Genomic DNA, 18,303 nt, shown 5'->3' on the forward strand with positions numbered 1-18,303 from the left:
CACTGCACGCATGAGAAGCCTTCACAGTCAGATTGGGTTGAGTTTTGCAAGCTGATGCTGGAGTATCACCAGGTCGTTGTCGATGAATCGATTTTGACAATCACACCCGACTGAGGCTGCTTTCAATGAGTCTAAAAATCAATTACGCGGTTCGCTGCGCAGCCACCAGCTACCAGAAGGGCAAGAACGCTGGCACCGGTGCCGCCATGAGTGCCTACAAGCAGATCGAAGCCCAGGAGCGTCAATGATGAGCAAGCCACAAAACACGGTCGTCGTTGGAGCAGCCAGCGCGGGCAAAACCACCTCCTTGCGGACCAGGGTCTGCGGCACGCTGTATGGCCGATCATCCACGGACACGCAGCCATCCATGCTGACACGCACCCGCCGAAACTCGGCATACTCGAAATCGCCGTTGGGCAGGGGTTGCATGGCGGGCAGGTCAAGCGCTTCAAAGGTGCTCCGGCGCGAACCGGGCAGTTTCTGAAACTTGCGTTGGTTAAGGTCCAGCAACAGTTCCTGAATGGCCTGGTTGAGGTCGTGTAGCTGATGAAAGACTCGCTTGCGCAATCGAAACAAGATCCATCGCTCTACCACCAGCACGCCGTTTTCCACCTTGCCTTTATCTTTCGGGGTTCGGGGGCGCGCCGGAATGATCGTCAGGCTGTAGTGGTCAGCCAGGCTTTGATAGGTGGCGTTGATGACCGGCTCGGTTCGGCTGGCATGAATCACAGCCGACTTGAGGTTGTCGCAGACGATGACTTTCGGTACCGCACCAAAAAACTCGAACATATTGGTATGGGCAGCGATCCAGTTGGGCAATTTCTGAGACCAGTGCGCTTCGGCATAGGTGTAGTTTGATGCACCCATCACCCCGACAAAAATCTGAGCCCGTCGGATTTCTCCGGTGGCCATGTCGATGACCGGCATGGTGGGACCTGCATAATCCACAAACACGCGTTCCCCGGCAACGTGGGTGAATCGCATATAACTTTTGAGTGTTTTGCACCACTGCCTGTAGCGTTCACAAAACTGACTGCGTTGCAAACCATCTGGATGGTCGGCGAGGTATTCAACGTGCAGTTGAATCAGGGTTGCCCCTTTGGCTTTCAGCTCTTGCTGGATATCGACCCAATTGGGCTCGACCTTGCGCTGGAAGCGGCCCGTTTGGGGTGGAAACAAGCGCGCTTCAAGCGCAGCATCGTCGGTGTCTGGCGGCAGTGGCCATACCAAACCGGCTGCGGTGGCTCTGGTAATGTGGTTGCTGACCGCTTCCCGTGACAATCCCAGGCTGCGGGCGATGGCCCGCTGACTGAGATCAGTTTCGTGAACAAGTCTGAGGACTTGCCTGATTTTTCGCATGGTGATTCTCCGATTCATCGTACTTGAACCGGTCAGCTTGGTTCCCGCCGACCGGCACCCTTCGTCGGCTGTGGCACCACGACCTAGTCGTGTCAACCCCAGCAATGAGAAACAGCAGGTGGCCGCCCACCNGGTNGGTCGCAAGCGACTTGACGGCGGGTCGAGGGAAATGCACAATACGCACCGAAGTCCCCACTTCAATGACGTTATGAAACAGCCCGCAGTTGACGCTACGGGCTGTTTCGCTTTTCCCGGCCTCGATTTCAGTCAATCTATGGCATGGGTGGTATCTCCTTCTGGGTTGGAACTGGTCGCTGTCGCCGATTGGCTGACGGACCTCTGGGTTTGAAGCTGTAGCGTGTCGGCCACAACTCCCGGATTTCAAGCCCTACCACTTGGGCTATATGCTGTGCCACAGAGTAGGCAGTGATTCGATCATGAATGACATTGCCAACCACTGCCTGCGACACCCCGAGTTGTCGGGCAAGAAGGGTCTGGGTGACCCCGGCCTGACGCAGTCGATAGTTGATCTCAAATGCTTCCATTCGTGACAGTCTTGCGTGTTGGGTGTAAATTATCTCTATTTAGACTACAAATGTCTTTATAGAGATAAATATACACCAAATGAAACATAAAGATCAAGAAGAATCTGCCTACGACACCCTGGCTGACCTGCCCGCACGTTTGACACAGGTGCTTGCCCATCAGGGCATCTCGCAAACCGAGCTGGCCAGACAGATTGGCATGTCGCCTGGCTTCATCAGCGATGTGATGCGGGGGCACAAGCGCCCAGGTGCAGAATTCTTCGTGGCTGTGCGCAAGCTCTTCTGCGTCTCAATCGACTGGTTGATGACCGGTGACGGCACCATGATGGGCGATGTCGGTATCCGCCATGAACTGCTGCAGGCCATCCGGATTCAAATTGCCGTCGCCCGCGCGGCGGTCAACGAGGATGATCCCGCTGCACGCGCCTTGCTGATCCTGATTCGCGAGGGGCAGTTGGTCAACGCCGCGAAGGATGCGCATTTTCAGGGTCTGCTGGAGCGTATCGCGCCAACTGACCGCGACCTGGATCTGGCGGTGGAGCTTTACAACGGCCATTTGGGAGCCACCGACCCGATTGTCCAGCGACGCAATTTATTGGCGGCCGCCGTGGCTCACTTTGAAGCGCGCAAGCCCATTGACAAGATGGCGGCGATGACGGGCTTGCCCAAAGCAACTGCACCATCACGGGTGCAGATCAACACCGGTCGGAGACAGCGCATTGCGGGCAACGATTACATCGACCACCGTCCGCAAGGTGACGGGAAGAAATGAGCCCATCGGCCAACTGATTTCTTAACCCTCCAGGAGCTCCTGATGAACCAGCAAACCACACCAACGTTGCCATCGCACGCGAATCTTCAAGTCAACCATGGCGACCACCACCGGATCGCGTTCAGGGACTACCATGAAGGTAGTACGCCGGATTCGATCAAGATGTACCTGGCGACCACACCCGCTGCCCAGATCGACGCGGAGTCCATAGATAACGAATTTCTCTTTCGCCATCGTTTTGGGTTCGATGCCAACCCGTCAGGTCGCGCCGAGGTCATTGCATTGAAAAGGCAATTTCAGATAACGGATGCGGAAGTTATTTCCTTACGTCGCTCTGGGCTGCTTTCCATCAAACGAACCGAAGTCAGAATTGCGCCAGATCGTTGGGTGCCCATGATGGGCTGGTTTTACCTGAGCATCATCAGCATTTATTTGCTGCCCAGCTTGCTTGTCATCGCCTTTGGTTCTGCACCACTATGGAAACAATATCTTGGCGTCATTTCTCTGGGTGCTATCTGGCTTGCAGCGATATGGTTCGTATGCAAGACTCACATCCATCCGTGGAGGTTGCTCAAGCAAGTTGGCGCTTTGCACGTTGCAGGAAATTCTGCGGTTTGAGGACGGGACGGGAGACCCAAAAGGCTTACCCATCCAAGAGTGATCCATCCAATCTCTGGGAATGGTCACCCTCCGAACTCGATTTTACCCGATCTCCCCCATTTATCCCGTCAACTCATTTTTAGCCTATTATTTTTTATAATATATTTTTACGTATATTCAAAGAAATGTTTAAATTCTGATAATATGTCTTTGAGCATCAGTGCAATCGAAGTAGTCAGTAATATTGCCATGATAACGTTAAATCTTCTTAAATTGCCAAAGTTTTTTCTAGCAGTAGCTCCGATCGCGCTCCAACCAAGAAGTGACAGCGAGCAGGCAAAAAAGAACACTACGCAAAATAATATCAAAGTAAAATTATAGTAATCGCTCGAATTTACATAAATTGATACTGCAGCAATGGAAACAATCCACGCCTTTGGATTAGAAACCTGTGCTAATACTCCAGAGAATACGCTTGGTGCTTTGGTAATTGTTTCAGTAAAAGCATCGGTCATATCTGCCCTTGCAATTCGGTAGGCTAAATTAAGCATGTAAATCGCTCCACCCAGCGTGAGTAGCACGCGCACAATTGGAATTTTAACTATAAGTTCTCCGAGTCCAATTCCAACGGCCAATAGAACTCCAATAAATCCAAACGTTGCACCGATTACATATGGTATGCTTTGGATAACTCCAAAGCGTGCACCAGACATTGCCAATATAATGTTTATAGGCCCAGGACTTGCTGATGTTGCAAATGCAAACACGCTCATCGGCAATAATTTTTCCATTACTAGTGATATGACCATCCCAATTTCTGAACTCATAGATCTGCGTCTTTCACTTCCCCAGTACCCTTAAAAAGAAATTTTCTTTGGATATCTACAGCGTAGTATTTTTTAGGTAAAACTGTGCCATCAACGCTGTATCCAGCGTATTTTTCCCAATACCCGATCTCGTTAAGACGTGTCACCTCAAGTGTAGCTAGACATTTCACGCATTTGTACAGATAAAGACCGAAATCAATAAGCCGTAAAGGAAAACCGTTTTCAAGCGGTAAGACTTCGCCATCAACATGATATGCTAAAATCGCCTCACGTTCTATTGCTGAAGTTAAGTGAATTGTTGAATCGTACTTTCCATTTACTGTGCCGACACTATTTTGTTTTATGTACAAAGAGCGATCGGTTATATCCACGCCTGCAATAGCAAGTACATCTTTGAGTAATACACCTTTCCAGTGTCTCTTAATACTCCATAGACAAACACAAACGTTTCTTCTATGGTAATCAACAGATGGCATGGTCAGAAGCTCTTCGTATCCGATAGTCACTGGCTTTTCAACTTCACCAAATATTTCTAGTTTCCAGTTTATGAGATCTACAGGACATACACCCTCCTGGAAATATCGGAGTGAAGATGGTTTTTTGTGAAGAAATGGGGTTTTCAGAGAACCATCATTCATATATAAATTGCTCATTTAGTACACATCGAATTCCGACAATATTGTCTCTCAACTCTGGAGAATAATAATCGCGGCTAGCGCAGCGTAGGCAGTCTTCATCGTGGAGTCCGGATCCACCTCGAACAACATGAGGCAGGTTCTCTGCGGTTGCGTAAATCGGATCTATCTTAAATTCATCCCACCTGTAATCTGGTGAGATGTTGTCCAAGCACCATTCATTTAAATTTCCTGCCATGTCGTGGCATCCGTTCCTTGAAACAGCTAAGGGGTGCGCATCAACGCTTGTGCTACGACGATTTAGCTCAGCAGGCTCGCATCCGGGTGCGAAATTCGCCAACGATTCAGTGGGTCGTTCATTTCCCCACGGATACAGATCTATTCCTCCGCAAGCGGCGTATTCCCATTGAGCCTCAGTTGGAAGTGATTTGCCTTCGAACTTTGAAAACGCTATCGCCTCCCACCAAGATACACCCGTGACCGGTTGCTTTGGTTGGTTCCAATTGAAGTCATTCCAATAAAGTGGTTTTTGTTCATCTAAGCTCGTAACGAAATCCCATCCTTGGTCAGTCCAAAACTCTCGTCGTGAGTAACCATCTGCCAAAATAAACTTTGTATATCTTTCGTTTGTGACGGGAAACCTATCTATCCAGAACCCCGAAAGGGCGATCTTTTTGATTGGTCCTTCATTGGTATAAATTGAACTACCGCGACAGAAAATGGCCGGGGCAATATAAACCATATCTATAGTATTCATCGTAATAGTTGAAGATTGCCAGTCATTTTATTTATCAATTTTTTACCACCATATGCCATCAACCCGAATATCTTAATCTCATTTAGACTGCTCTTAGAAACTTGAATTTCATAGTCATCATACGTCTTTGTTCGCATTGCGCATTCGTTAAACACCACCACAAACAATTCTGATCCACATTGCTCTATGAACATTGATCTAAGTTTTTCTGTGGAAGCCTGGAGCAACGGTATTGGAATAGTGGTGATACCTAAGAATTGATGCCCATCGGCTGACTCAACTTCCTTCCCTACGAGTTCCGGGTACTTGGCGCCCAAACTCAGTGTCAAAATGGCAGCAATATTTGCTTTTAAACCAGTTGTTAGTGAATCTTCGACGACAATTACAGCTTTAGTCATTGAAATCACCTCTGCCTGCGAACACCGTCCAAAGCATTGGAATTACTCCAGTATCGACCATCTTTATCAATCCATTTTTTTCGCAGGCCAATTGGGTAGTTAAACAGGCATCTACTTCACCAGCCATAGCCAGACGTGCAGCCTCACCTGTTGAGAATACTTCAATGATGATGTGATCGCAGTTCGGTATCAATTTCGAAATTAAATGGGCCGGTGCCCTGTGTGATGCAACTCGCATCGGCGTGCTCCTGAGGTTTATTGCACCGTGCTTGGTAGCCAGCACATAAGATGGTGTATCAAGAAAGAACGCAGCTATAGGCTTTAACTTGCGAGAAATATAGAATTTATTCACATCTTGATACGCATTGGCGACCAGAAAGGCCGCACTCCCTTTGCTCTTGATGACAAATTCCTCTGCTTTCTCGTAGCTGTTAAATAGTTGGACATCGTCTGTAAGATGTTTCGCGGCAAACTCGCTACTAGTACCAGATGGGCCGAGCGTTGCAATGACTTTACGACAGCAGTCAAACGATTCATCATGACGAATGATGAATTGAAGCAATTGAGTTTCGCCAGAACAGACTATCTCTCTCAATTTATCCTCCCTACTTGATATGGAATAGTCAGTCCAAGTTCCAAGTGGAAAACGGATTGACTTGCACGAACACAGCGCTGTTCCAAATTCTGTACCGATTGATAGCTCAAGTATTGTAAAAAATACAGATCACCTAAATTCTACAGTTTCAGTGCATTAAGGCGTGTTAAATCCATACAAATCAATGACTTACGGATGATATTTATTAGTTTTCAGCAATGATTGTTACGACCTTCGATATCTAAGGAGGAACAGGGGTGTTTTGTACCACGGCGAATGAGGGGCTTTGGAGTTCGATAGCCTTGGTGAAGCTGGGACGAAATCTGTTGAAAGCCACGCCATCACTGGGTTTTCTATAAATTGTCCCCGGCTTTCCTGACTCGCTTTTTCTGCGAGACAGCCTTTTGATCATCGGTATTCAAGGGAATGATGCTGAAGCGTCTCGCAGTAAGTCAGGGTATGAATTCTATAAAACGGCTGTTTGGCAAGCGAAGCGCGACAGGCCGTAGGCATCAAGCCGAGGAGCGGTGGGCAACCCACGCACCCCGCAGGGGCCGTCCATAGGCTTGTCCTGTGGGCGGGTGGGTTGTCCACGGCGGACGTGAGTTGTGAGATGCAGAATCTGCTGGGCTTAAAAAGATTGTAAGGAAGGTGAAACTTTCCCTACGCTACAGCGAGACGCATCTGTTTCACGCTACGTCAGGGGCAGGCGCAACGGCAGCGCACGAACTGCACATGGTTGTTGCGAAGGGTGGCCTGTACACGGCGGGCGCATGTTAAAGATACGTCCGGTTATCGGAACTGTCTACATCGAATAGGTTGGGACGCAAAGTCTGAAATATCGCGGTACGTAACAAATGATGACTGATGCGCGGCTAGTGGCAGGTTGCTGCTGGTGAGCATCACGGCAGACCTCAGTGTCAAGTAGGTTGCTCAGCGATACAAGTCATTGATAGATATCGTGGGCAGTTTTCGGATGCTGAAGTTGAGCGGGGCTTCAAGGTGGTGAAGTCGGAGTTGGAGATTGGTCCGGTGTACCACCGCTTGCCTGAACGCATACGCGCCCATGCCTCAATTTGTTTTGTGGCGCGGGGCTGTACCGGGTGATGCGTATGCGCCTACGCTCAGCCAATACCGACTTCACGCCGGAGCGGGCGCTGCAGTCGCGCAAGCGGATTCAGCATCACCGTGTCTCACTCAGTGGCGCGCAGCCGCTGAGCGGGGTGTCATCCATGAGCGAGGAGGACAGCCAAATGCTGAAAGCGCTGAAGGTCAAACAACCGAAAACAAACCGACAATTGAGCCTCTTGTAGGGGCACGTTCTGAACTCGAACCCAATAAAACAAGGACTTACGTCGTTAGCTGTCTAACTCTGGCTTACAGCCCACTTCTATATGAATTGTGCGCTTTACAAGTTTAATCATGGCTGGTATATTCCACGCCGCCTGCGGCGTTCCCTCTCAACGCGAACGTCAGTGAGTCGTATGGTCTCGTTGGTACCTGATACCCAATCTCTTCAAGTTAAAAGCCTTTTATCGTTAAAAGCCACGAATTCGAGTCAAAATGGCACAAAGGTATGGCTCGGAAGGCCTGATTTCGAAGTAGTCGTCGCTAACTTGAGAAGATTGATCCGATATCCCACCCCTTGGGGCGGGGTTTCCCATCTGTTAAGTCAGATAATTAGTGTCCAAGGATTTGTTTAGGCGTTATACCGGTAGTTCTTTTAAAAGCCTTGATAAAATGAGCCTGATCATAGAATCCCAGTTTGAACATTACATCCAACGGACTTATGCCTCTAAGTAGCATTGCCTTGGCACTCGCCATGCGTCGCACAGTCCAATACGCATAAGGCGATATTCCGACTTTCGCACGAAAGACGTTTACGAGATAATTGGGCTGCAATCCAACCATTTTGGCCAGATCGCCAAGACTAACCGCCTTGCTGTTAAGTTCAAATGGACTTAAGGCTATTGAATTTGCTAAACTGTCAAGATAGTCTTTGACTCGCTGAACTGCAGCAACCTCTTGTCCAGCCTTGCGGACAGAAAGTCCAGCATAGCGAGTCATTAGGGTCTCCAACGTCAGCGTCAGTTGGGTGTCAACTGATATTTTCCAACCGGAATTTTTGGGTCTACTTAGTGCGTATGCGAGTGCGTCAAAAAGTTTCCGGATTTTCCCATCGACATCATGGGCAACACAATTCTGGAAACCTTTAATGGGTTGGTGATCAAGCATTTCCCTCAATTCGTCTTCACTAACGTAAAGCATTTTGTATTTCAGCGACTTAGTTACCGCGTACCCAGTGTGGGGTTCATCTGGATTCATCAGTGAGACGGTGCATGCTGGAAGCACTTCTTTGGAACCTCTTACAAAGTTGCCGCCAACGCCACCTTCAATCATTCCAATTGCAAATGCGTCATGGGAATGTTTTCCAAATGACTCACCTTTGATGCAGACATCAAGCATTTCTATGCCGCGATGCCAGGTTAAAACGTGCAATGCATTCTTATGAGTCATTCCCTACATACTCCCTTGAAACCAATGATTCGCTGTGGTTTTATTACAGCACACAGTGTCTAGCCTCTGGCAGACCGGACAATTATCCCTATCAGTGCCTAGAACCTTGATGCAGCCGGAGTGTAAGGTTTGTGATCATCGTTGAAGACTCCACTCGAGCGCACCTGAGGCACTTCGATGGTGACTTCAACCATGCGGGCCAGGACGGACTTGTTTTGTAGCCGTTGGTGTAGACACGCTGGACACAGCGCTCACAGGGGGGTGTTTGCTGGGCGCTCAATGCGCGATTTTTCGTTGATCAGTATGCGCAGGGCTTCACCTGCACCATTCAGACCTTTGGCGAGCAGGCAGGCTTAGTCATTAAGCTTGGTACGTTGTAGCTTCGAAATACGTTCTTTCTGCGGTGGTTCAGGCTTGCCAGTCAGCTTCCTGGGGGGCCTCCGGCGGCCTGGCAGGGGCCTAATTTAAAAAGCATCAAATCCTAGACTCAAGAGTCAAGCAACCCCGACCTTGCAACGGGACTTGTGTGGGTGTCCAGCCACTGATGATCAATACCAAGATCGTTTGAACTTCTGTTCAGCCTGACCCTGATGCGGCAGTGGCGTTTTAAATCGGAATGGCTGGCAGGGTCTGGACCGGAATGGGTGGCATTTGTGAATCGGAACGACTGGCCGGTTTGAATCGGAACGACTGGCGTTTTTGACCGGAATACGCACGTGTGCCGCAATGTCCGAAGACCTCAAGCTAACTGGCGCGCAGGAAGTCCCGCCTGTCAGCACATCCGCAACCGGATCAGGGTCGATCATGGTCGCTGACGACGGCGCAGTCATCAAAAGCCTCAAGACCACAGGTGTTGTCGGCACCGCTGCTCACATTCACACCGGCGAGAAAGGTGTAAATGGGCCGCCCATCGTCACGCTGACCAAGACAGCCGATGGCGTTTGGTCGGTGCCGCCCGGCGCCAAGCTGAGTGCAGAGCAGGCCAAGCTTTATAAAGCAGGTGGGCTGTACCTGAACGTGCACTCTGAAGCGCACAAGGGCGGCGAGGTTCGTACCCAGTTGACGCCATAGGGTGCGATTGCCGATCGCGCCCATGGACGCCTGCACCGCGTGGTAAAGCGCACCTGGACATCGATCTGGGCGCGGGGGATTGCCAGCAGTCTCGCGGTGATGCGCAAGCTGGCAAAGCCTGCGCTTAAGCGCCCACCCGCCCGCAAGGCAAAGGCTGCTGCGCGTGCCCCCGTTCCTATAGGTACTGGCGCGGTGAACCGGGTCAGCGCAAACGCCAAGCAAAGCACGGGCCGCTGGTCAGCAGGGGTAGCGCTTAGCACGGGCGGTGCGAGCCGCTATAAGCTGTATCGCCCGCCCGGCCTCCAGCCCGGCGAACGGGTACCGATGCTCGTCATGTTGCACGGCTGCAACCAAGACGCTGATCGGTTCGCCGCCAGCACGCGGATGAATCAGATCGCCGCGCGTGCACATTTCGTCGTTCTCTACCCCGAGCAAGATCACCTGGCAAATCCGCAGGGCTGTTGGAACTGGTACGACACCAAATCAGGCCGTGCCTACAGCGAAGCGGCGCGGGTCATGGCCGTTATCGAGCAGGCCTGCCTGAAGTACCCGGTGGACCGGCAACGGGTGGCGGTTGCGGGGCTGTCTGCTGGCGCTGGCATGGCTGCGCTACTGGCCACGCGCTACCCTGAGCGCTTCAAGGCGGTGGTCATGCACTCCGGCATCCCACCAGGCACCGCAAACTCCGCCCTTACCGCGCTGCGTGCGATGCAAGGGCGACGTGCTACAGCACCTTTACCAGCCACGCCCCCGACGATGGGCGCAGGCTTGGCGCCGCTGCTGGTGATCCACGGCACAGTCGACGCCGTGGTTGACGTGCGCAACGGACGCGCCGCCGCGCAGGTATGGGCCGACGCTGCAGACGCCCGGGCCGCGCCAGAGCGTGACGTCCAGCGGGGCAAGCGCTACGCCATGAAGGTGACCGATTTCAAGCACAAAGGCAGCACGGTGGTCACGCTCGCGGTGATTGGCCGCCTGGGTCACGCCTGGAGCGGCGGTGCCGCGAAACAGGCCTTCAGCGATGCCAAGGGGCCCGACGCGTCACGCATGGTCTGGGCCTATGCCGCAAAGCAGTTCCGTAAGTGAGCTTTGGCCCCCGCTTTTTTTCGGTCATGTGCTTTTGCAGCTGTGCGCTCGCCTGAATACGGTGGTCATGGATTCCGTGCAAATCAGATGGCGCTTGTGCGAAAAATTTTGGGACACTACTGACTTTTTTATATAGGACTGAGACATGACTGACTCCATCGTGATCGTCGGCGCGGCCCGCACCCCCTTGGGCAGTTTTCAGGGGGACTTTTCCGCGCTGGCCGCGCATGACCTGGGCGCTGCCGCCATCCGCGCCGCCATCGAGCGCTCAGGCGTTTCGCCTGACGCAGTGGACGAAGTGCTGTTTGGCAATGTGCTCCCAGCCGGCCAGGGCCAAGCGCCGGCGCGCCAGGCCGCGCTCAAGGCAGGTTTGCCCATCAGCGCAGGCGCGGTCACCCTGTCCAAAATCTGCGGTTCGGGCATGCGCAGCGCCATGTTTGGCCATGACATGCTGCTGGCAGGCAGCGCCGATGTGCTGGTCGTCGGCGGCATGGAGAGCATGACCAACGCGCCCTACTTGCTGCCCAAAGCGCGCGCTGGCCACCGCATCGGCCATGACCGCATCCTTGACCACATGATGCTTGACGGCCTGGAAGACGCCTATGAAGCGGGGCGCTCAATGGGCACCTTTGGCGAAGACTGCGCCGCCAAATTCGGCTTTACCCGTGAGCAGCAAGATGCCTACGCCATTGAGAGCGTGACCCGTGCGCAAAACGCCATCAACTCGGGTGCGTTTGCCGCCGAGATCACCCCGGTCACGGTCAAGGCCCGCGCTGGGGATAAGGTCATCAGCATTGACGAAGGCCCAGGCCGCATCAGGCTCGACAAGATCCCCACGCTCAAACCCGCGTTCAAGAAAGACGGCACCATTACCGCCGCCAGCAGCTCCAGCATCAACGACGGCGCCGCCGCGCTGGTGCTGATGCGCGAATCGACAGCGGTGAAACTCGGTTGCAAACCGCTGGCGCGCATCGTGGCGCATGCGGTGCACGCCCAAGAGCCGGCCTGGTTTGCCACTGCGCCGGTCGGGTCGGTACGTAAAGTGCTGGCGCGTGCGGGTTGGAGCGTGAATGATGTGGACCTGTGGGAGGTGAACGAAGCCTTTGCCGTAGTGGCCATGGCGCTGATGCACGACCTGAACCTGAGCCACGACATCGTCAACGTGAACGGCGGCGCCTGCGCCCTGGGCCACCCGATTGGTGCCAGCGGCGCGCGCATCATGGTCACGCTGATATACGCCTTGCAGGCGCATGGGCTGAAAAAAGGTGTTGCTACCCTGTGTATTGGCGGTGGCGAGGCGACAGCCATTGCGCTGGAGATGCTCTGATTTAGATAGCTGTTGGCGCTTTATCTGTAAGGGCTGGCGTTCGATTTGACATATTTTTTTCGGCTGGTGAAATGCGATATCCCGGCCCGTTTTGACAGCAACCAGCGGTCAAAGCGTTCAAGCCGGTTGCCAGCATCAATCCCCCTACCTTTCGTGAACGATTGCCGATGCGTGACCCTTTGAGGACTACATCAATTCCACTTTCGAGGTGTCTGAAATTTCTGTCGGTTGCGGCTTGGAGCTTCTTCGTGCGTGCGCTCGGTTGCCATTAGCGCTACTTGTCCAATGGGATGGATGTTTGGGTTACGTTCTCCAGACTGAACGTCTGCTCCCCGATGATTTCGTTCACTTTTTCAGCAGTCAATCCAGCGTCAATCAACTGTTTGCGCAAGCCCTCAATGCGACGCTCAAATGCAGCCCTTGCCTGGGTCACCCCATCGACAATGAACTAGACACGCACTTATCAAACCAAGCAAAGCGGATCGCAACCTCTTGGCGTGCAAGCGTCCCATGGGCTTGACGAACTCCAAGTTCGCTTAAATAGACGGTCCTTTGGATGTTGGCGAAGCGGTGCCGAGATAAAACGCGTTGGATGTCGGCACAGCCGTTTCTCCAACTAGGATTGCGATAGTGCTGCTCCAGCAGCTTCGCGTCCAGGTCAAAAACGATTAAACAGCGATCCGTCGGTTTTCCTCAATTTGGCTTAAGACTTTGGCATTAATCCAGCAGGCTCGCCACCGGGCCGCGCCAGCCAATGCTGGCCAGATCTGCCTCGCAGTCGGTGCCTTCAAACACAAACAACTCAAAGCGTTCGGCCGCATTGCGTCGGTACACCTCCAGCCGGGCGGTTTCGGCGTCGAGCAGGGCGTATTCTTTCAGCGAGCTCAGTTTTTGCAGGCTGATGAAATTTTGGCCCCGGTCGTAGGCTTGCGTGGAGGGCGACAGCACTTCGAGTATCAGCACGGGCTCGCTGACGGCAACTGCGCTCATGTCGCCCAGGTCTTGCGCGCTGCAGGTCACCAGCACATCGGGGTAAAACCAATGCTCTGTGACGTTCACGGCCACCTTCACATCGCCTGAGAACACTTTGCAGGGCGAGCCCGCCAAGTGGGACTTGAAAGCTAACACGCTGGCAACGGTTGCCAGGTTATGCCGCAGCGTGCCACCGGTCATGGCAAACACTTCGCCGCCAAAGAAGACATGCTTCTCAGGCTGCTGACTTTCCCAGTTCAGATAGTCCGAGACGCTCAAGACAGATTTTTCGAGGGAATCGGTCATGGTGTATTTCCTGTTGCGAAAAATGTACATTGTCGGGTGGAGGCGTTATTTTGAACATCCGTGCCATGACCGCGCTATGACCGCCGTGCCGCCGCCGTGGCCCATAATCAAGCTCATTGACGTGAACGTCAACTGGCTAACGCTTTTTTTGGAAGAACCCATGCTGCTGACAGATGACCAAGAAATGATCCGCGACGCAGTGCGTACCTTTGCCCAGGCCGAACTTTGGCCCAACGCCGCCAAGTGGGACAAGGAGCACACCTTCCCGAAAGAGGTGCACAAAGGCCTGGCCGCCTTGGGTGCCTACGGCATTTGCGTGCCCGAAGAACACGGCGGTGCCGGGCTGGATTACCTGACGCTGGCCCTGGTTTTGGAAGAAATCGCCGCAGGCGACGGCGGCACCAGCACGGTGATTTCCGTTACCAACTGCCCGGTCAACGCCATTTTGATGAAGTTTGGAGATGCCGCGCAAAAGAAGCAATGGCTTGAACCTTTGGCGCAAGGTCAGATGCTGGGTGCGTTCTGTTTGACCGAGCCGCATGTTGGTAGCGACGCATCGGGCCTGCGCACCACCGCCATCAAAGATGGTGACAGCTATGTCATCAACGGCGTCAAACAGTTCATCACCAGCGGCAAACATGGCGACGTGGCCATTGTCATCGCGGTCACCGACAAGGGCGCGGGCAAAAAAGGCATGAGCGCCTTCCTGGTGCCCACCAACGCGCCGGGTTATGTGGTGGCGCGCCTTGAAGACAAGCTGGGCCAGCATTCCAGCGACACCGCGCAGATCAATTTCGACGATTGCCGCATTCCCGCAGAAAACCTGATTGGCAAAGAGGGCGAAGGCTATGGCATCGCCCTGGGCGGCTTGGAGGGTGGGCGCATTGGCATCGCCGCGCAAAGCGTGGGCATGGCGCGCAGCGCGTTTGAGGTGGCGGTGGCCTATGCCAAAGACCGCACCAGCTTCGGCCAACCCATTTTCAACCATCAGGCGGTCGGCTTCAGGCTTGCCGAGTGCGCTACGCAATTGGAAGCAGCTCGGCAACTCATTTGGCACGCTGCTGCGCTGCGCGACGCTGGGCGACCCTGCCTGAAAGAAGCCGCCATGGCCAAACTGTTTGCCAGTGAAATGGCTGAGAAGGTCTGCAGCGTTGCCATTCAGACACTCGGTGGCTACGGTTATGTGAGCGATTTCCCGGTGGAGCGCATCTACCGCGACGTGCGTGTTTGCCAGATTTACGAAGGCACCTCTGACGTGCAGAAGATCATTATTCAGCGGGCGCTGGGGTGAGCGTGGTCGGTTTTTACGCCCTGAGTTCGAGCGGGCAATCCATTTTTCAGCGCGGCACCGTTCTGTACTCGGCACATGCGTGGGTGTTGTGGGGTGAAAACCCATCCGCCGCTGTGTTGCCTTTGCCAGGCGTGACCTGAGTATGGGCGTCGAAGACCGCGACTGGCACCGCAACGCGCAGCGCGAGCGCGACAAGCAGCGCCAGCTGGATGAAACCCGCCAGAAGTTCACTTCGTTTTCCAGCAAAAACATGGGGCGTAAAACCACGTCAAACTCGACAGCACCTGTGCACGCACCGCGCCAGACCGGCTTGATCCCGATGCTGCTGTTCTGGTTCGCGGTGATGGGGCTGGTTTACGGGCTGATGACGTTTTACCTCAAGCCCAAACAGACGCAGGTGCTGGCCAATGGCGACTTGGTGATTCCACGGGCGCAGGACGGCCACTTTTATACACCGGGCACCATCAACGGGCGCGAGGTGGTGTTTTTGGTGGACACCGGGGCGTCGCTGGTGAGCGTGAGTGAGTCGCTGGCTCAGGTTGCCGGCATTCGCGCCGGCGTGCCCACCACCTTTCACACCGCCAACGGCGCGCGCCCAGGGCGCGTGGTGAACGGCGTAGATGTGAGCGTCGGGCCAATGCATGTCACCAACCTCAAAGTCGGCGTGGGGCTGAACCTGGGCAGCGACACGCAGGCGCTGCTGGGGCAGTCGTTTCTCTCAAAGTTTGACATCAGCTTGACCCAGAACCAAATGACTTTGCGGGCGCGTTGAGGGTCAATCTTATTAAATAATGATAGCTGCTCGCGCTTATTTCATGTGGGCTAGAGGCTATTTTTATATATGAATCTTCAGGCAACGCTACCCCGTGGACTCTCCGTGCTGGAGCGCGGCTGGCTGTCTAGCAACAACATCCTGATCCAGGGCGAAGCAGGCACCGCGCTGATCGACAGCAGCTACCACACCCATGCGCCGCAAACGCTGGCGCTGGTGCAGAACGTGCTCAAAGACCAGCCGTTGGACTTGCTCATCAACACCCATTTGCACAGCGACCATTGCGGTGGCAATGCCGCACTGCAAGCGGCTTATCCGCAGGTACGCACCCTGATCCCACCGGGGCAGGCGGGCGATGTGCGGAATTGGAACCCCTATGCCCTGAGCTACACACCCACCGGGCAACACTGCCCGCGCTTCGGCTTTGACGGTGTGTTGCAGCCCGGGGCTGACTTGCGCCTGGGTGACGCGCTGTGGCAAATCCATGCCGCACCCGGGCATGACAGCCACTCGGTGGTCCTGTTTGAGCCGCAAAGCCGCTGCCTCATCTCAGCCGACGCGTTATGGCAGCGCGGTTTTGGGGTGGTGTTCCCAGAGTTGGACGGCGAGGGCGCGTTTGACGAGGTGGCCGCCACGCTGGATGTGATTGAAGCGCTGCACCCGTCGGTGGTGATTCCCGGCCACGGCACGCCGTTTACCGATGTAGCGCAGGCTTTGACGGTGGCACGCCAGCGGCTGGTCAGCTTTGTGGCCAGCCCGCGCAAGCACATTCAGTACGCTGCCAAAGTCATGCTCAAGTTCAAGCTGCTTGAAGCCCAGCGCATCACCCGCGCCGACCTGCTGGCCTGGGCGCAGGGCACGCCTTACCTGGCGCACTTGTTTGCCCAGCAGTTTGGTGGCGCACCATTTGCCCAGGGGCTGGACGCGCTGGTGAGCCAGCTGGTGCGCTCGGGCGCAGCCACCACGCAAGCCACGGTCGTTTTTAACGCCTGACGCCGTCGAGCCGCGTGCGGCCCTCAGGCGAGTGCTTGCCTCAAGTCAAGCGCGGCTATGATTTGGCCAGTTTTTCAGAGGTTTCTTCATGCGTATCTTGATTTTGGGGGCCGGTCGCGTTGGCGAGAGTGTGGCCGAAACCTTGGGGTCGGAGCAAAACGACATTACCTTGATTGACCCCGACCCGCAGCGCCTGCGGTATTTGGAAGACCGGCTGGATCTGCGGGGCGTGGTTGGCAACGGCATCCAGCCGTCGGTGCTCCGTCGTGCCGGTGCTGAGGATGCTGACCTGTTCATCGCCTGTGCATCGCTGGATGAAACCAACCTGGCCGCCTGCAAGGTTGCCAAGACGGTGTTTGGTATCCGCACCACCATTGCCCGTTTGCGCTCGCAAGAGTTTGAGGACGGCACGCCCTTGCTGGGAGCTGAGGGTTTTGGCGTGGACCATGTGATCTGCCCCGAAGAGTCGGTGATGCACTATGTGCACAAACTCATTGATTACCCCGAAGCTTTACAGATTGTGGAGTTTTCCCAGGGCCGCGCGCACCTGATTGCCGCGCGGGCTGCGGTAGACAGCGTGATGGTGCACCACACCATCGGCGAATTTAAAAAACTCTTTCCGAATACACCGATGCGCGTGGTGGCGGTTTACCGGCAAGAGGATGAACTGCCCATCACCTCCCAGACCCGGGTGTTGCCGGGTGACGAGGTGTTTGTGTTGGCCGACAAAAATAAGATCCGCGAGGTGCTCAGCGCCATCCACAAGGACGACAGGCCGGTGCGCCGGGTGATGATCGCAGGTGGCGGCAAGGTCGGCTTGCGGCTGGCGCGCAGTTTGGTTGGGCAGTGTGATGTGAAGCTGATTGAGCTCGACCGCAAGCGCTGTGAATACCTGGCCACCGAGTTGCCCAGCAATATGCTGGTGCTGTGTGGCGACTCGGCCGACGAAGAGCTACTGATGGAAGAAAGTGTCGGCGATATGGACCTGTTCATCGCCCTGACCAGCGATGACGAGGACAACATCCTGTCATCCATGCTGGCCAAGAGGCTGGGCGCGCGCCGCGTGATCTCGCTGATTAACCGGCGCGTTTACGCCGAAATGATGCAGGGCAGCGCCATTGACATTGCCATGTCGCCCGCGCAAACCGTCATCGGCGAACTATTGGTGCACGTGCGCCGTGGTGCGGTGGCAGCGGTGCACAGCCTGCGCCGGGGTGCCGCTGAAGCCATTGAAGGCATTGCGCGGGGAGATGCCCGCTCTTCCAAGCTGGTGGGGCGGCGCGTCAAAGACATCAGCCTGCCCGAGGGCGCGCGCTTTGGTGTGGTGGTGCGCGGCGAGGGTGCAGACTGCGAGGTGCTCATGCCGCACCACGATCTGGTGGTGGAAACCGGTGACCATGTGATCATCTTCATCCCCAATAAGCGAATGCTGCGACAGGTGGAAAAGCTTTTCCTGGTCAGTGCCACCTTTTTCTAGGCT

The 18,303-nt window shown here is 54.5% G+C and carries 18 protein-coding genes and 1 pseudogene; 10 read left to right on the forward strand and 9 right to left on the reverse strand.

Annotated elements, in window-relative coordinates; translation table 11 throughout:
• Positions 1-138 precede the first annotated feature (138 nt).
• Together istA and BLL52_RS21995 are read right to left on the reverse strand one after the other, a co-directional pair.
• Positions 139-1,359, reverse strand: a complete 1,221-nt coding sequence (gene istA / locus BLL52_RS08635; protein ID WP_075588263.1) for an IS21 family transposase — start codon at positions 1,357-1,359, stop codon at positions 139-141.
• 272 nt (positions 1,360-1,631) lie between these two features.
• A complete protein-coding gene (locus BLL52_RS21995; RefSeq protein ID WP_075586305.1) occupies positions 1,632-1,904 on the reverse strand; it encodes a helix-turn-helix domain-containing protein in 273 nt (90 codons plus the stop codon).
• Positions 1,905-1,983: 79 nt separating this feature from the next.
• Between BLL52_RS21995 and BLL52_RS08645 the strand changes: the two genes are divergently transcribed.
• Entirely contained in the window at positions 1,984-2,676 is a 693-nt protein-coding gene (locus BLL52_RS08645; RefSeq protein ID WP_075586306.1) for a helix-turn-helix domain-containing protein, read from the forward strand.
• A gap of 42 nt (positions 2,677-2,718) precedes the next feature.
• Positions 2,719-3,294, forward strand: a complete 576-nt coding sequence (locus BLL52_RS08650) for a hypothetical protein (protein WP_075586307.1) — start codon at positions 2,719-2,721, stop codon at positions 3,292-3,294.
• A gap of 149 nt (positions 3,295-3,443) precedes the next feature.
• Here the strand turns inward: BLL52_RS08650 and BLL52_RS08655 are convergent, their stop codons facing one another.
• The 5 genes from BLL52_RS08655 to BLL52_RS08675 are packed head-to-tail and all read right to left on the reverse strand — an operon-like array spanning position 3,444 to position 6,488.
• Positions 3,444-4,103 carry a LysE family translocator gene (locus BLL52_RS08655; protein WP_075586308.1) on the reverse strand — a complete coding sequence of 220 codons (660 nt, stop codon included), beginning with the start codon at positions 4,101-4,103 and terminating at the stop codon, positions 3,444-3,446.
• Positions 4,100-4,741, reverse strand: coding sequence for a molybdopterin-dependent oxidoreductase (locus BLL52_RS08660; protein ID WP_075586309.1), 642 nt, complete (start codon positions 4,739-4,741; stop codon positions 4,100-4,102). The genes BLL52_RS08655 and BLL52_RS08660 overlap by 4 nt, the downstream gene beginning before the upstream one ends.
• Positions 4,734-5,495: a formylglycine-generating enzyme family protein gene (locus BLL52_RS08665; protein WP_075586310.1), complete on the reverse strand. Its 762-nt coding sequence runs from the start codon at positions 5,493-5,495 to the stop codon at positions 4,734-4,736. The genes BLL52_RS08660 and BLL52_RS08665 overlap by 8 nt, the downstream gene beginning before the upstream one ends.
• A complete protein-coding gene (locus tag BLL52_RS08670; RefSeq protein WP_075586311.1) occupies positions 5,492-5,893 on the reverse strand; it encodes a DUF2000 domain-containing protein in 402 nt (133 codons plus the stop codon). Before BLL52_RS08670 ends, BLL52_RS08665 begins: the two co-directional genes overlap by 4 nt.
• Positions 5,886-6,488: a bacilysin biosynthesis protein BacA gene (locus BLL52_RS08675; RefSeq protein ID WP_139313350.1), complete on the reverse strand. Its 603-nt coding sequence runs from the start codon at positions 6,486-6,488 to the stop codon at positions 5,886-5,888. Before BLL52_RS08675 ends, BLL52_RS08670 begins: the two co-directional genes overlap by 8 nt.
• 942 nt (positions 6,489-7,430) lie before the next feature.
• On the opposite strand from BLL52_RS08675, the pseudogene BLL52_RS21380 reads away from it, so the two are divergent.
• A pseudogene (locus tag BLL52_RS21380) lies at positions 7,431-7,801 on the forward strand (IS1634 family transposase); the annotation flags it as partial.
• 367 nt (positions 7,802-8,168) lie between these two features.
• On the opposite strand, the gene BLL52_RS08685 reads toward BLL52_RS21380, so the two are convergent.
• Entirely contained in the window at positions 8,169-9,005 is an 837-nt protein-coding gene (locus BLL52_RS08685; protein WP_075586312.1) for an AraC family transcriptional regulator, read from the reverse strand.
• 726 nt (positions 9,006-9,731) lie between these two features.
• On the opposite strand from BLL52_RS08685, the gene BLL52_RS08690 reads away from it, so the two are divergent.
• From BLL52_RS08690 to BLL52_RS08700, 3 genes are all read left to right on the forward strand, one after another.
• Positions 9,732-10,076 carry a CHRD domain-containing protein gene (locus BLL52_RS08690; protein ID WP_083633866.1) on the forward strand — a complete coding sequence of 115 codons (345 nt, stop codon included), beginning with the start codon at positions 9,732-9,734 and terminating at the stop codon, positions 10,074-10,076.
• A 39-nt stretch (positions 10,077-10,115) separates the two neighbouring features.
• Positions 10,116-11,162, forward strand: a complete 1,047-nt coding sequence (locus BLL52_RS08695; protein WP_075586314.1) for an extracellular catalytic domain type 1 short-chain-length polyhydroxyalkanoate depolymerase — start codon at positions 10,116-10,118, stop codon at positions 11,160-11,162.
• 145 nt (positions 11,163-11,307) lie between these two features.
• Entirely contained in the window at positions 11,308-12,489 is a 1,182-nt protein-coding gene (locus BLL52_RS08700; RefSeq protein ID WP_075586315.1) for an acetyl-CoA C-acyltransferase, read from the forward strand.
• Between the two features lie 717 nt (positions 12,490-13,206).
• Here the strand turns inward: BLL52_RS08700 and BLL52_RS08710 are convergent.
• Positions 13,207-13,767 (reverse strand): Uma2 family endonuclease, encoded by a 561-nt coding sequence (locus BLL52_RS08710; RefSeq protein WP_075586316.1) that lies wholly within the window; start codon positions 13,765-13,767, stop codon positions 13,207-13,209.
• Between the two features lie 160 nt (positions 13,768-13,927).
• Here BLL52_RS08710 and BLL52_RS08715 point away from each other — a divergent pair, with 160 nt between their 5' ends.
• From BLL52_RS08715 to trkA, 4 genes are all read left to right on the forward strand, one after another.
• Positions 13,928-15,058, forward strand: coding sequence for an acyl-CoA dehydrogenase family protein (locus tag BLL52_RS08715; protein ID WP_075587147.1), 1,131 nt, complete (start codon positions 13,928-13,930; stop codon positions 15,056-15,058).
• 142 nt (positions 15,059-15,200) lie between these two features.
• Positions 15,201-15,830: a retropepsin-like aspartic protease family protein gene (locus BLL52_RS08720; RefSeq protein ID WP_083633869.1), complete on the forward strand. Its 630-nt coding sequence runs from the start codon at positions 15,201-15,203 to the stop codon at positions 15,828-15,830.
• A gap of 69 nt (positions 15,831-15,899) precedes the next feature.
• Positions 15,900-16,823, forward strand: coding sequence for an MBL fold metallo-hydrolase (locus BLL52_RS08725; RefSeq protein WP_075586317.1), 924 nt, complete (start codon positions 15,900-15,902; stop codon positions 16,821-16,823).
• 88 nt (positions 16,824-16,911) lie between these two features.
• The gene (gene trkA / locus BLL52_RS08730; RefSeq protein WP_075586318.1) at positions 16,912-18,300 is read left to right on the forward strand and encodes a Trk system potassium transporter TrkA; all 1,389 of its coding nucleotides are present in this window, start codon (positions 16,912-16,914) and stop codon (positions 18,298-18,300) included.
• Positions 18,301-18,303: the final 3 nt, after the last annotated feature.

The sequence above is a fragment of the Rhodoferax antarcticus ANT.BR genome, assembly GCF_001938565.1.
GTDB lineage: Bacteria > Pseudomonadota > Gammaproteobacteria > Burkholderiales > Burkholderiaceae_C > Rhodoferax > Rhodoferax antarcticus.

Excerpts from the sequence above, each read along its gene's own strand:
- istA (WP_075588263.1), bottom strand. The coding sequence starts at position 1,359 with ATGCGAAAAATCAGGCAAGTCCTCAGACTTGTTCACGAAACTGATCTC.
- BLL52_RS21995 (WP_075586305.1), bottom strand. The coding sequence starts at position 1,904 with ATGGAAGCATTTGAGATCAACTATCGACTGCGTCAGGCCGGGGTCACC.
- BLL52_RS08645 (WP_075586306.1), top strand. The coding sequence starts at position 1,984 with ATGAAACATAAAGATCAAGAAGAATCTGCCTACGACACCCTGGCTGAC.
- BLL52_RS08650 (WP_075586307.1), top strand. The coding sequence starts at position 2,719 with ATGAACCAGCAAACCACACCAACGTTGCCATCGCACGCGAATCTTCAA.
- BLL52_RS08655 (WP_075586308.1), bottom strand. The coding sequence starts at position 4,103 with ATGAGTTCAGAAATTGGGATGGTCATATCACTAGTAATGGAAAAATTA.
- BLL52_RS08660 (WP_075586309.1), bottom strand. The coding sequence starts at position 4,741 with ATGAATGATGGTTCTCTGAAAACCCCATTTCTTCACAAAAAACCATCT.
- BLL52_RS08665 (WP_075586310.1), bottom strand. The coding sequence starts at position 5,495 with ATGAATACTATAGATATGGTTTATATTGCCCCGGCCATTTTCTGTCGC.
- BLL52_RS08670 (WP_075586311.1), bottom strand. The coding sequence starts at position 5,893 with ATGACTAAAGCTGTAATTGTCGTCGAAGATTCACTAACAACTGGTTTA.
- BLL52_RS08685 (WP_075586312.1), bottom strand. The coding sequence starts at position 9,005 with ATGACTCATAAGAATGCATTGCACGTTTTAACCTGGCATCGCGGCATA.
- BLL52_RS08690 (WP_083633866.1), top strand. The coding sequence starts at position 9,732 with ATGTCCGAAGACCTCAAGCTAACTGGCGCGCAGGAAGTCCCGCCTGTC.
- BLL52_RS08700 (WP_075586315.1), top strand. The coding sequence starts at position 11,308 with ATGACTGACTCCATCGTGATCGTCGGCGCGGCCCGCACCCCCTTGGGC.
- BLL52_RS08710 (WP_075586316.1), bottom strand. The coding sequence starts at position 13,767 with ATGACCGATTCCCTCGAAAAATCTGTCTTGAGCGTCTCGGACTATCTG.
- BLL52_RS08715 (WP_075587147.1), top strand. The coding sequence starts at position 13,928 with ATGCTGCTGACAGATGACCAAGAAATGATCCGCGACGCAGTGCGTACC.
- BLL52_RS08720 (WP_083633869.1), top strand. The coding sequence starts at position 15,201 with ATGGGCGTCGAAGACCGCGACTGGCACCGCAACGCGCAGCGCGAGCGC.
- BLL52_RS08725 (WP_075586317.1), top strand. The coding sequence starts at position 15,900 with ATGAATCTTCAGGCAACGCTACCCCGTGGACTCTCCGTGCTGGAGCGC.
- trkA (WP_075586318.1), top strand. The coding sequence starts at position 16,912 with ATGCGTATCTTGATTTTGGGGGCCGGTCGCGTTGGCGAGAGTGTGGCC.